Genomic DNA, 13,269 nt, shown 5'->3' on the forward strand with positions numbered 1-13,269 from the left:
AGCCCGGCGAGCCCAATGGCCTGTTTTTGATTGAAGGATTTGATGCCATGAATCTGTTTTCTTCCTCTCCTCCCAAAGCCACCTACACACTGCGCGTGCTGGCGCATGTGCTGCGCTACCCCGATGCAGCGCTTCGCGCTCACGTTCCGGAGATGCAGCAAGCGCTCAAGTCGGAGGCCGCACTGGCGCCGATGCGTCTGGCCGAACTCGGCGCGCTGCTGCGCCATCTCGAGCGTTCCCCTGCGCTGGATGTGGAGTCCGAGTACGTTGAACTGTTCGACCGCGGGCGCCGAACCGCGCTGCACCTGTTCGAGCATGTGCACGGCGATTCGCGCGAGCGAGGACCGGCCATGATCGACCTGATCCAGACCTATGAAAAAGGGGGGCTGTACCTCGGTCCCGAAGAGCTGCCGGATCATTTGCCCGTATTGCTGGAGTTCGCGTCCACACAGCCACCCGCTCAGGCGCGGGAGTTCCTCGGTGAGATCGCACACATTGCCCGCAACATCTTCAGTGCGCTGACGGCGCGCAACAGCCCCTACGCCAGCGTGCTGGCGGCCGTGCTGGAGCTGGCGGGCGAGAGGGCTGAAGCCGTGGCCGTGGCACCCGAGCCTGAAATGGACGAGAGCTGGGCCGAGCCCGAGGTGTTCGGGGGCTGCTCCACCGAAGGCCAGGCCAAACCCGGCCAGCCGCAAGCGATCCAGATCGTCAGAAAGTCACCCCCCACCTCTCAAGGAGCGCAGGCATGAACACGCTGCACAACTTCCTCTTCAACGTCTATCCCTACATCTGCCTGGCGGTGTTCCTCATGGGCAGCCTGGCGCGCTTTGACCGCGATCAGTACACCTGGAAAAGCGACTCGTCGCAGCTGCTGCGCAAGGGCCAGCTGCGCTGGGGCAGCAACCTGTTCCACGTCGGCATCCTGTTCCTGTTCGGCGGTCACACCGTTGGCCTGCTCACGCCCCACTTCATGTACGAGCCTTTCATCACCGCCGAACAGAAGCAACTGGTGGCCGTGACGGCGGGCGGCATCGCCGGTGTCATCTGTTTCATCGGTCTGACGATGCTGCTGCACCGGCGCATCTTTGACGAGCGCATCCGCCTCACCAGCCACCGCACCGACCTGGGCATCCTGATCATCCTGTGGGTGCAGCTGGTGCTGGGCCTGATCACCCTGCCGTATTCGTTTGGTCACAAGGATGCGGGCGTGATGCTGGCATTGGCCGATTGGGCGCAGCGCATCGTCACCCTGCGCCCCGACGCCGCCGGCCTGGTGGCGCTGGACTGGCCCTACAAGGTGCACCTGGTGCTGGGCATGACGATCTTCCTGCTCTTCCCCTTCTCGCGCCTGGTGCACGTGTGGAGCGGCTTCGGCACGCTGGCCTACATCGTTCGTCCCTACCAGGTGGTGCGCAGCCGCCGTGTCGGCCTCAAGCCCCAGGCGCCTCTGAGCCAGCGGGGTCGTTGACCATGTCACCAGGACCCACCGTGACCGACCCCAAGTCCACCGGCTGCGGCAGCGCGAACTGCGCCTGCTCGGACCAGATGCAGATCGTGCCCGCCAGCATCAACGGCATCGCCCTGCACGAGCCGGGCCAGGCGCTGGACGGTGACGCGCTGCGCGAACGCGCCTACGGCGAACTGCTGCGCCAGCGCGCCGTGCACTTGGGCCTGCTGCCGAACACCCATGTGCTGGTCGCCCCCGAACTGGACGCGGCCGAGCGCCACGTGATCGAGGCCATGACCGATGGTGAGGTCTCGTCACCCGAGCCGACCGACGCCGAGTGCCGCCGCTACTACGACGCCAACAAGACCCACTTCATCGTGGGCCAGGCACTGCACGTGCGGCACATCCTGTTCGCGGTGACACCCGGCGTGAACGTGCACGCGCTCAGCCAGCGCGCCGAGAGCGCCCTGCTGGAGCTGGCGCGCAAGGACGTGGCCCCGGGTCGCTTCGAGCAGCTGGCGGCCGAGCTGTCGAACTGCCCGTCCAGCGCCGAAGGGGGCGACCTGGGCTGGGTCGCGCCCGAGGACTGCGCGCCCGAGCTGGCCAACGAGCTGTTCCACCAGACCGATTCGCGCTGGGGCATGGGCGTGCACCCGCGCTTGGTGCACACGCGCTTTGGGCTGCACATCATCGAGGTGCTGGGTCGCAAGAAGGGCACCCTGCCGCCGTACGAAGACGTGGCTGACGCGATCCGCCAGCGCCTGCAGCACCAGTCGCGCGCCACCGCGCTGCGACAGTACATACGCCTGCTGGTGGGGCAGGCCACCGTCGAGGGCATAGAGCTCGAAGGGGCCGACTCGCCCCTGGTGCAGTGAAGAAGAGGCCAACATGCCCGACGACCTGCTGCTGCGCCTGCGCGATTTCCAGGACGACTATTTCCCGCACCACCAGCAGCGCTTTCAGGATCTGGTGGCCCAGGGCCAGCATCCCAAGACGCTGTTCATCGGCTGCAGCGACTCGCGCCTGGTGCCCTACCTGCTGACCGGCGCCGCGCCGGGCGAGCTGTTTCTCGTGCGCAACGTGGGCGCTTTCGTACCGCCCTACGACCAGTCGCACGGTCTGCACGGGACCATGGCCGCCATCGAATTCGCGGTGCTCAGCCTCAAGGTCGAGCACATCATCGTTTGCGGCCACAGCCACTGCGGTGCCATCCGCGCAGCGTACGAAGGCGCACCCGACGAGGCCATCGCGCTCAAGGCCTGGCTCAAGCTGGCCGACGAGGCGCTGCTACCCGTCAGCCCGGGGCCCGAGGTCCTGCGCCGCACCGAACAACGCGCGGTGGTGCTGCAGCTTGAACGGCTGATGGACTACCCCATGGTGCGCCGTGCGGTCGAAGCCGGGCACCTGAGCCTGCACGGCTGGCACTATGTGATCGAGAGCGGACAGGTGCACGTGTTCGACGCCGCGCTCGGCGCCTTCGTGCCGGCCGCCGAGGCCGCGCACAGCGGGACCGGCCCATACCTGGCCTATGTGGAACCCGACGGGCAAATCTCAGAATGAACGCTGCCCTGCACCGCTTCCCGTCTGTCGCACTAGCTGCGCCGGCGCCCGACGAGGCGTCCCCCGCCGAGGCCTTGCGGGCCCTGATGGACGCCCGCCAGACCGTGCTGCCCAAGCGCCTGGTTGGGCCCGGCCCCGACGCCGACGAACTGCGTGACTGGCTGGCCAGCGCCACCAGTGCCCCCGACCACGACCGCCTGCGCCCCTGGCGCCTGGTGCTGGTGCCCGCCGCGCAGCGCCCGCGCCTGGGCCAGGCCTTTGCCGACGCCCTGCGCGAACGCGACCCCGCCGCCACCGCCGACCAGCTGGAACAGGCGCACGACAAGGCCCTGCGCGCGCCGGTGCTGCTGCTGGTGGTGGTCAACGGCGCGGTCGGTGACCCCGAGATCGATCTGAACGAGCGCATCCTCTCGGCCGGCTGTGCGGTGCAGAACCTGCTGCTCATGGCCACCGCGCGCGGCTGGGGTTCGGCGCTCACCAGTGGCAAAGCGCTCAAGTCCGCCGCGCTGCGTGCGCTGTTCGCGCTCGGCTCGCAGGAGCACGCGCTGTGCTGCCTGAGCGTGGGCACCGCCAGCGCCCGCAAGCCGACCCCGCCACGCCCGGGCGTGCACGAGATCGTGCGCACCCTCACCGACGCCGGCCCCATCGACGGTCTGATCGAGGCCTCCAACACGGACACCCCATGAACATCACCTGCTTTGACGACCTGATCGCCGCCGCCCGCAGCCAGCCCACGCCCCAGACCCTGCTGATGGTGTTTGTGGATGTTGAGCTGCCCCCCGACGCCAGTCTGGACGAACGCACACGTTTCGAGCAGGGACAAGGCGGCGCGCTCACCCCGCGCATGTGCCTAGACCGAGCCGCGGCCGATTTGTCCGACTGGACGGATCTTGCTGCCGAAGCAGATCAGCAATCGCCCGCGTGGCGCATGGTGATAGCGGCAGCGCTGTCTGGCCGAGATGGACAGACGGCAACCACTGAGTTCATTCAGCAGGCGCTCAATCGCATGCTCAAGGGTGTGCACCAGGGGCAGATTCCAGGCGCCTTGACTTTTGACCGACAGGGGCAGACTGTTTACTTTTCCTGAGCTGGACCGGTATCTGTTTCCCTGAGTCGATGGGAAACGTGCGGAGATACGAGAAACGGTTGGCTCTCCCAAACGACCGCTTTAGAGCGCACACCGTGAGTTCGGTAAGCTCCATCAGCTGACAGCTTTCGCTGCAAAGCCGTCATTCGAGCTCGGCTCGCCAATAGCGAGCCCAACCTAGGGCAGGTCGGAAACAGTTCTGTGACCGGTCAGCTCTATCGAGCATCTCGTCTATGAGTGCGTCGGCGGTACGCCTGCCCGATTGGCAGACAGAAAAGATTCAGCTGTACCCGAGCCGTTTGGCGCCTCTGGTCAGAAGTGATGTAGCGCGTCGCGCCAGAAGAGCATCAGAAAGACGGCTTCCGCCGACGTACTCGGTACCCATTTCAGTTAGGTGACACGCCAGGAGATCGGATAGCAACTCATGAGCGAAAGCAAAGGAAAACGCCCCTGCGGGATCCCTATTCGGGAAGTAGCGCTCTATCCGCCGTCAGCCAGTTGGTTAGCCTGCTCCGCCAGGGAAATCGTGCTTGACTCGATGCGCCAGTATTGGGGCGCTTGGATAGTGCCCATGGGCTGGCCATGCTTCTCATGAAGGGCTCGGGTCAGCGCGTTGAGGGAGTCGTAGGTTTCACCGTCTGCTGCCCACCTGAACCGCCCACCCCCGACGAAAGTCGCCTCTCGATCCTGGGGGCTCATCTGAGTAAGTGACTTGAACGCTCCCTGCATCAGAACAATCTTGCTGCCCGGTTGCAGTTTGCCGCTGGCCTGCAGCAGGGTCACTGATCGCGCTCGCTTGGACTTGGCTTGCTTCTTCGCGCTGTCGAGTTCCTTGGCCCTGGCTTTAACTTGGTACTCCTCGGCCTGCGAAATCGGAATGATCTGATCGAAGTGCAGGGCCCTCTGCCCAGCGAACTCATACACACCCATCTCGAAACACATGATGTACATGCCTGGACCGTCTTCCTCCGTGGACCCAAACCGCTCGTTGAGCCATAGAACCGTCGTGGTGATCTCCTTGTTGAACTGACTGGATACCAGGACGATACGGGGAATTGGCCGCAGTTCAATTTCGTCGAGGCTGGTCTCTCCCAGAAACTTCAGCAGCTCAGCCTGCCAAGACTCCGGCTGAACCCCTGCATCCATCTTCTTGCGGTAGTGATAACCCGCTTGTACCAGATCATCGACATCACACACCGACAACATGGCGGCGTACCGGATGGCTTGCAACTCGGCGTGCGCAGCGTCGTTGTCGCGTTTGAACTCGATCACGTAGAGGTTGCGATCGGTGTCGATGGCCAAGATGTCCAGTCGTCGCGAACTGTCCTCCCAGCGGCTGAACTCCGTGGCGATGGTCATCAAGCCCGGGAAGAACGTTCCGATGTTGGCGGCCACCAGATCCCGAACGTCGTTCTCCGTGTATCCGGCCTGTTTGATGAACATCTTGGGCACGTCATGCGCCATCGCAATCGAGTTGTTGGGAAGCAGAAAAAATGCCATGACTCTCTCCGTTGGGGTGGTAGCGATTCCGGTCACAGACTCTCGTAGAGGTCTGAACCGTATTCAAGACGCTCGCAAAAGACGTCGAACACCCCAGCACGCAAGGCGTCATAAATCACACTTCCATATCCATGCCCTGCGCGCTCCGATCGCATGAGGGTATGGACGTAATGCCGGAGTTGCGGCAGCGACATTTCGCGGAGCATTTCTCGCGGGCGCGATGTGACAGCGTTCAGATCCACATCGGGGATCAGATCGGAGCAGACAAAGCCACAGGCGTATGCGCCCTGGACGAACAGCTCGTACTCCGGCATCTTCGTGAAGGCTTCCCAGCCCTCTTCGGGCAAGTCATCCACAGAGTCCACCTCTGATTGCTCCACGACGGCTTGGACCATGTGGCGGGCCAAGGCGCATAAGTGCTGGGCTTGGAACTCGTTGATGGCTGAGCGTTTGCTCGCCGCACGACGCACGATCAGGGCGGTACTCGGGCGCTTGCCTACGCCCTTATCAAATGAACGTTCGTGACCCATGTCGGCTCCCTTTGTCAACCGGCTTTTGCCTACCGCTGCATTTTGCAGAATCCGACTCATCAAGATGCAAAGTCCAGCCCCTTGAGGGTTGGTTGGTCGTAGGCGCTTGCCGGAAACAGCGCGAGATCGGCTTGACCGCCTCGCTCTCCCGACCTTTGCCAGCGGGGTTTGGGCCGTGCAGCAGGCGCGCTTGACCTAGAGGCTGTCGGCTTCAGCCTGTCACCTGACATTCGATGGATTCATCCTGTACGTCGGCGGATGCGTGAAGCCGACCTTCGCGAGCACCGGCTCAATACTGGAACGCGGCATACGAGACCGGTCGATCGGTCGCACATCGCCGTCGCCACTCGAATCCCAGAACGCGACCATGTTGTCGCAGCGGACATGGCCGAGGAGCCATTCAACCGTTAGCAGACCGACGAAGGCGAGAAGTAGCTTGACGCGCCGATCGATTTGCGGCGGACTCTGTAGTTCGATGCGAGCGAAGAGCCAGTGCGGCAGGTATACCGGCATAAATCGTCCCGCCGCATGTAATCATGTGGCCAGATGCACGCCCCGTTGCGAGCCGACTCCGCCACCCATGATCGAAAACCTCAAACGCACACACTGGGCCACCACCGACAAGCTCCGCGCGAACATGGATGCTGCCGAGTACAAGCGCCTAATGCTCGGCAGTGTTTTCGGCAGGTACATCTCAGACACTTTCCAGGCCAAGAGCAAGGCACTGACCGCGCGCTTGGCCGGCCCTGCCGTCGAATCCCGCCGTTCGCAGCCCGGGCGATGAAAAATGAGTGACAGCGAACTCGTCCGGTCAAGTCGGGATGGTGATCAGTTCCACTACCTGTGGGCCGCTCAAAGATGTCTGGGGCTTTTGTCCCAAAGCTCAGACCTTGTAGCTGTATCCATTGAAGGAGCTTCATCACAAGAACGCGGCAGCGGCCAAACCATTGAGGCCGGCGAGGAGGTGATTGATATAGGGGAGTACTACGGCAGCCAAGAGCTTGCCTCTGCGAGGCTGCTGAAGTACGTGCAATTGAAGCACTCGACCAAGCACGCTTCGGAAGAGTGGACCCTCAGTGGCCTGAAAAAGACGCTGCTTGGATTTGCAAAACTCTGCGTCGCACTGAAGAAGGAACGTAACGGCTTACCATTGGCCGGCTGGTTGGAGCTGTACTTCATTACGAACAGACCCATCTCACAGGATGTTGTTGAAACAATCGAAGATGCCGCGAAGAGCCAGCCCCCACGTCACTCCAAGGTCTTCGCGTTCCTCGAAGAGTATTGCGGCCTGAAGGGACCTGACCTGGCAGAAGTCTGCGGTCTTATTCGACTAGAGCCAGAACAGAAAGGGTTCTTGGAGCAGCGTCAACTACTGACCCAAGGATTGCGACGATACCTTCCAGGGCCTGACTCAGAAGCACCCCTTCAGCTCAAAGAACTAGTAACCCGCAAGGCGACTACCGAGTTCACTGGAACGCCGCAGATCACTAGGTTCGATGTACTGAAGTCCATCGGGTCCAGCGAAGAAGACCTCTTCCCAGCGCGTTGCCTCATCGAGCCCCCCGCTCGCGTGGTGGCTAGAGAGCAAGAGGCCGAATTGGCACGGGCGATTGTTCAGTCTACCGGCCAGAGCCTTATCGTTGAGGCCGATGGTGGCGTTGGTAAGACAGTCTTGGCTCTGAGGTTGCCCTTGCATCTACCGAGTGGGTCGCACGCCGTGGTGTATGACTGCTTTGGCAATGGTGCATACAGATCACCGAGCGGGTTTCGACATCGCCACAGAGATGCGCTGGTGCAGATCGCAAATGAACTGGCAGGCGCAACTCTGTGCGATCCATTGGTTCCATCAGCAGGTGCTGACAGCGCAGCGTACACGCGGGCCTTCTTGGCGCGGCTAGCTCAGGCCGTGCAGTCCCTTCGAGCGCGGTCGTCGGACGCTGTTCTGTGGATAGTCGTCGACGCTGCCGACAACGCAGAGATGGCAGCGCAGGAGAACTCTGATGGGCCTTCCTTTGCCCGTGACCTCTTGCGCGAACAGATTCCAGGGGGCGTCTGCGTGGTTTTGCTCTGCCGGCCATACCGAACCGCGCTTCTAAACCCACCGCCTGCCTGTCGCAAGATTGAGCTTCGACCATTCAGTAGGCAGGAAACGCAAAGCAATCTAAAGCAGGCATTCCCCGATGCGTCGGACCAGGATGTCGACGAGTTTCATCGTCTGAGTTCACACAACCCGAGAGTTCAGGCTGCGGCTTTGGTCGCCCACAAAACGTTGCCTGAAATTCTGCGGGCCCTTGGCCCGAATCCGTCGACTGTTCAAACCCTGATTGAGAACCTTCTTGAGCAAGCTGTTGCGCGAGTCAGGGACGAGGCTGGCGCCTCAGGTGCAGAGTCGATCGATCGAGTATGTCAGGCGATGGCCACGTTGCGACCGCTCATTCCTCTGGGTGTCGTGTCGACGATCGCTTCGGTGCCTGTTTCGGTCGTGAGGAGTTTTGTCAATGATCTTCAACGCCCGCTTCTGTTGCGCGGCGACTTGCTGCAGTTCATTGACGAACCCACAGAGACGTGGTTTCAAGAAAGATTTCGTGCGACGGGCGCTGCGCTGGTCGACTACCTGCGCGCGTTGCAACCGTTAGCAGGTCAGAGTGTCTATGTGGCTTCAGTGCTGCCTCAACTCATGCTTGAGGCGGGCCATGTCGCGGAGCTGGTAGACCTCGCGCTTACGTCGAAGGCGCTGCCAGAAGGCAACCCCCTTGAAAGACGCGACCTCGAACTGCAGCGCCTGCAATTTGCCCTGAAGGCGTGTCTTCGAGGCGGCCGGCATCTCGATGCCAGCAAGATTGCGCAAAAGGCAGCTGGGGAGGCGGCTGCAGACGAGCGTCAGCAGCGCCTACTGTCGGAAAACACTGACCTGGCTGCCACTTTCATTGAGCCGGACCGGATGCTTGAACTGGTGTCGAGGCGAGCATTTCGCGGCAAGTGGCTTGGCGAGCACTACGCCTACGAGGCAAGCTTCCTCTCCGGTCGACCGGAGCTTCAATCCGACGCGCGCAGTCGCCTTCGAATCGCACGTGACTGGCTGCGACATTGGTCGTCATTGCCGTCCGAGGAGCGCCGAAAGACTCAAATCGACGACGCATACATAGCCGAGCTTGCCATCGCTCAGTTGAACGTTCATGGGCCCAAAGCTTGCGCTGCCGAACTCTTGGGTTGGAGCCCTAGATCAGTGGCATTTCGTGTTGGGCTTTTGGTTGCAGCGCGGCTCGCCGACCTTGGCCGCTTCTCGGACATTGATGCCATTGCGACAGCTGGTATTCGAGACGTTGGCTTAGCGCTTGCCATGACTTCCGTCTTGCAGACAGTCGGCCTTCGACCATCTGTGGACGTGGTCAAGCGGGCAGCTAGGGTTTGCAGCAGACGGTATCTCAACATCCGGAACACGGCGCACTGGAAGACCGACGGCTTTGAGGATGCAGCAGTTGCCGCCCTAGTCTGTGCAGCGCTGCACTATCAAGTCATTCCGACCGCCAAAATTGCAGAAGCGCTGCGGCGGCACTATCCGCATGAGTTGCCTCGGGGAAGCATGTCTCGATACGGTCGCCGAAGAGTTCATCTGCTTCGGATTCATGCCCTTCTGGAGAAGCTGGAAGGAACCAACCTCCAGGTAATGGACCTAGCTGATGCCGAGACCAAGAAAGCCCTCGAGAAGGCGCGCGGAGGTGAGGGGTCACGCGAATTCCGGGAGTTTAGGGAGTCGGTTGGAGCGCTACTACCATGGTGCCGCCTGTGGGCATCGCTGCACCTGTCGACACAAGCCGCCGCTGACCTAGATCGCACCTGCGCTAACGCGTTGGCGGAATCGCGAAAGGCCGAGGGCTCCAGCTACCGCGAGGAATTGACGACTGCGGACGAGATTGCCGAAGTGTGGGCTGAAGCCTTGTGCGCCAGTCGCTCCGCGCACGAAAGCTCTTGGGCGGACTTGATCTCTTGGATCGCGGGATTGCGGCACCCGCTGGCTACGCCAACGACTACGCGCATAGTCTGGTATGCGGCGCGCCGTGTTGGCTCTCCCGACCTGGCACTTCAGCAGACTAGTGCAACGTTCGCACGCTTGGTCAGTGAACGCGACGACGCCGCATCGACGGCCGGGGCCCTCGTGGCGCTTTGCCGCGCAGTTATCGCTGTGAGCGCGTCCGAGGCGAACCAGTTATTCAAGACCGCTATCGATATTGCGAATCGGGTCGGAGACGAGAGCCTTGCCAGGTGGACATCGTTGCTTTGTCTTGCTGAGAAGGCGGCAGATGCAGGACATCCGCAAGGCGAACTCGCGTATCGGACAGCGCGGGCAGCTGAGTTGATCTACGACTACGGACAAGATCACTTCGATTGGGAAAGAAGCGTCGAGGCAGTTCTATCGCTTTGCCCGAACTCGGCTGTCGCGATTCTTAGCCGCTGGAGAGATCGCCGCTTCGGTCGTTGGCGACGCCTTTTGCCCGTTACGGTAGAGCATCTTCTGAGGTCAGGGCGCCTTAATCCATGGATCGCACTGTCGCTGATTGGTTTTCGGGCCGACTGGGACTATGCGCCTCACCTCTCCCTGATTCTTAACGGTCTCGAAGAGCGATCGGACAAGGTGAAGGCTGCAGAGTTCTATCTTGACAAGGTTCGACTGGAGCCTCACACACTTGAGGCGTGGCTCGCGATCAGGAAGGTGTTGGTTGCCAATGGTGTAGCTCTCGACGACATCGATGCTGAGATTGCCCGCGAAACACAGCTCCAAGCTGCTGCAAACCAAAAAGGCGCCCAGGAAAAACCTTTAATTGCCCATGCAGCCGAACCTAAGGCTCACCCTGACTGGAGCCGCGTGTTTGGACCGCGCAAACTGCACGACCACGTGGATCTGCAAGCGGCGTACGCAAACTACAGAGGGCAGTCCGAACGGCACAATGTCTCCGAGTTCGTGGCTCGGGCGTTTGCACACGTGCAACCGGGGGAAGAGGCCGCGATAGTCACGGCGCTGGAGTCCTTCACTGAGTTGGACCTTTGGGACTACCGCAGAGTGCTTTCATCGATCCCCGAGCAGTGGCTCACCCGCGTCTCAGTCAGGCCAGCGCTGCGCTCGTTGATAAGAGGCGTCGTAACAGCGCATTGCCTTGAACTGGCTCCGGGCACGCCCCATGAACGGCTGCCACTTGATTTGGCCAGCCATCTGTCGGGGTACTCGCGACCTGAGCTTTGTGCGCTTGCACTTGGCGCAATCGGCAAGTCGCATGTGGTGCTAGACACCCAGAGTCTCTTCAGGGTTGTCAATCTACTCTCCGAGACAATGACGCCGAGCGAGTCCCAAGCTGCGCTTGAGTATGGACTTGAACTTCTCGATGGCGCCATGCGGCCAACCGACGGTGACGGTCCTTGGAGGCCAGAGCTGAGTCCTGAGGCGACTCTCGAAGCGAACGTTGCCGGGTACGTTTGGGCCGCGTTGGCATCACCTGAGGCCTCGATTCGTTGGGAAGCGGCTCATGTGGTTCGGAATCTAAGCGGCTTCGGTCAGATTCAAACACTTGATGCACTTGCGGGGCGGTTGGGAAATCCCGTTTCTGGCCCATTCGCCGACCAGTCCCTTTTCTTCTACTCGCTACACGCGAAACAGTGGCTACTGATCGCATTGGCACGGGCAGCCCAGGAAGTGCCGGCAGTTGTCGGGCGTCATGTCCCGGTGCTACGAGAAATCGCGCTTGGCCGCGAAATGCACGTCCTCCTGCGCCACTTCGCCGCCGACTGCCTCATCAATGTCGCGCGCGCGGCGTCAGGCGTCATCAGTAATAGCGAGCTTGAGCAGCTTCATGCCGTGAACAGGTCGCCGTTCGCTCAGATCATCTCCAAACAGTATGAGCGATCGGCTAGGGACAGTGATACTCATAGCACCAAGCCTTCGAAAGAGGACCCCAGGTTCCTTGTCGGCTATGACTTCAAGAAGCATTGGCCGGACAACCTGGGTCGACAGTTCGCAGTTTCGGGAACCACAGTCGAACGAATGATTGGAGACGTTGTCTGGGATGACTGGCAGCTAGAGGAGAACGGGCATTGGGACCGGGATGAGCGCGGGAAGCGGAAACACTTCGAACGCAGGAACAGCTACTCGTACGGTGATGACGAGCGTTGCAGCAACCTGCGCAACTATCTTTCGTATCACGCGATCATGATCGTCGCTGGCAAATTGCTTCGTACGACGCCAGCCCACACCGACCCAGAGGACACTGAGGACGGCTTCACGACTTGGCTGAAAGGTCACGCGCTCACTAAGCCCGATGGGTCTTGGCTCGCCGACAGACGGGACCCTGCACCGCAGTTGCCGTGGGTCGACTCGGTCATGCCATCCGACAAGGAGTGGCCCACCTCTGTTCAGCGTGACCACTTCAAGAAGCATCTGCACCTTCCAAACGGGCAAACAGTTGTGTGTGGGACCTGGGCCGTACGCTGTGGTCGCCGGATTGAAGAAGTGCGAGTTTCAAGTGCCCTGGTAGCACCTGAACGGGCCACTGCGCTTGTTCATGCACTTCAATGCGCGCGGAGTCCGTTCGAGCATCACTTGCCAAAAGCAGGAGATGATTCTGAGATTGATCACAGTCCTTTCCGACTACGCGGTTGGATAGTTGATCCTCACATCGAGAAGGGGCTCGATCAGTACGATCCTTGGGCTGGCTCCATTGAGTTCCCCCCGTATGCACCGACTGCTGATTTGGTTCAGATGTTGGGATTGGAAGCAGACGCGGAACTTAGAAACTGGCGTCAGTCAGTATCCGGTCACGCGGACGAAACGATCAGCTGCTCGGTGTGGGGAACATGGGAGGACCTTAATCAGGACGACTACTTTGAAGGCAGGCGGGATGGCGGAAGGGTCCTGTCCGCTTCGCCCACGCTCTTGCGTCGGCTTTGCGCAGAGACCTCCATGCAACTCATCTTCGATGTACGAGTGGAACGAAATCTGGCGCGATCCCGTTACGGCAGCGAGTCCGATGACTCGCTTGGTTATACCTTCCCTTACGCGGGAATCTTCTTGCTAATGCCCGATGGAAGCTACTACTCAACTGTCTGACGTGGTCAAACTGGGGAAGCGACTCGTAACCGAACTTGACGGGGACGAG

The 13,269-nt window shown here is 61.1% G+C and carries 10 protein-coding genes and 1 pseudogene; 8 read left to right on the plus strand and 3 right to left on the minus strand.

All coding sequences use genetic code 11. The features are described 5' to 3' along the window. Window positions 1–53 precede the first annotated feature (53 nt). From narJ to AC2D80_RS12995, 6 genes are read left to right on the plus strand one after another with little or no spacing between them, the layout of a single operon-like run. Entirely contained in the window at window positions 54–749 is a 696-nt protein-coding gene (gene narJ / locus AC2D80_RS12970; RefSeq protein ID WP_484633587.1) for a nitrate reductase molybdenum cofactor assembly chaperone, read from the plus strand. Continuing rightward, window positions 746–1,468, plus strand: a complete 723-nt coding sequence (gene narI / locus AC2D80_RS12975; RefSeq protein ID WP_484633439.1) for a respiratory nitrate reductase subunit gamma — start codon at window positions 746–748, stop codon at window positions 1,466–1,468. The genes narJ and narI overlap by 4 nt, the downstream gene beginning before the upstream one ends. A gap of 20 nt (window positions 1,469–1,488) precedes the next feature. Then, entirely contained in the window at window positions 1,489–2,322 is an 834-nt protein-coding gene (locus tag AC2D80_RS12980; RefSeq protein ID WP_484633440.1) for a peptidylprolyl isomerase, read from the plus strand. Between the two features lie 13 nt (window positions 2,323–2,335). Then, the gene (locus AC2D80_RS12985) at window positions 2,336–3,007 is read left to right on the plus strand and encodes a carbonic anhydrase (protein ID WP_484633441.1); all 672 of its coding nucleotides are present in this window, start codon (window positions 2,336–2,338) and stop codon (window positions 3,005–3,007) included. Beyond that, a complete protein-coding gene (locus AC2D80_RS12990) occupies window positions 3,004–3,693 on the plus strand; it encodes a nitroreductase family protein (protein ID WP_484633442.1) in 690 nt (229 codons plus the stop codon). Before AC2D80_RS12985 ends, AC2D80_RS12990 begins: the two co-directional genes overlap by 4 nt. Continuing rightward, the gene (locus AC2D80_RS12995) at window positions 3,690–4,094 is read left to right on the plus strand and encodes a ribonucleotide reductase subunit alpha (protein WP_484633443.1); all 405 of its coding nucleotides are present in this window, start codon (window positions 3,690–3,692) and stop codon (window positions 4,092–4,094) included. Before AC2D80_RS12990 ends, AC2D80_RS12995 begins: the two co-directional genes overlap by 4 nt. Window positions 4,095–4,574: 480 nt before the next feature. On the opposite strand, the gene AC2D80_RS13000 is transcribed toward AC2D80_RS12995, so the two are convergent. From AC2D80_RS13000 to AC2D80_RS13010, 3 genes are all read right to left on the minus strand, one after another. After that, window positions 4,575–5,594 carry a hypothetical protein gene (locus tag AC2D80_RS13000; protein WP_484633444.1) on the minus strand — a complete coding sequence of 340 codons (1,020 nt, stop codon included), beginning with the start codon at window positions 5,592–5,594 and terminating at the stop codon, window positions 4,575–4,577. Between the two features lie 32 nt (window positions 5,595–5,626). Further along, the gene (locus AC2D80_RS13005; RefSeq protein ID WP_484633445.1) at window positions 5,627–6,124 is read right to left on the minus strand and encodes a hypothetical protein; all 498 of its coding nucleotides are present in this window, start codon (window positions 6,122–6,124) and stop codon (window positions 5,627–5,629) included. Window positions 6,125–6,343: 219 nt separating this feature from the next. Further along, window positions 6,344–6,637, minus strand: coding sequence for a hypothetical protein (locus AC2D80_RS13010; protein WP_484633446.1), 294 nt, complete (start codon window positions 6,635–6,637; stop codon window positions 6,344–6,346). Window positions 6,638–6,704: 67 nt separating this feature from the next. Here AC2D80_RS13010 and AC2D80_RS13015 point away from each other — a divergent pair. Then, a pseudogene (locus tag AC2D80_RS13015) lies at window positions 6,705–6,872 on the plus strand (type I restriction-modification system subunit M N-terminal domain-containing protein); the annotation flags it as partial. Window positions 6,873–6,911: 39 nt separating this feature from the next. Continuing rightward, window positions 6,912–13,220, plus strand: a complete 6,309-nt coding sequence (locus AC2D80_RS13020; protein WP_484633447.1) for an ATP-binding protein — start codon at window positions 6,912–6,914, stop codon at window positions 13,218–13,220. Window positions 13,221–13,269 lie beyond the last annotated feature (49 nt).

Source organism: Hydrogenophaga sp. T66 (genome assembly GCF_057219855.1).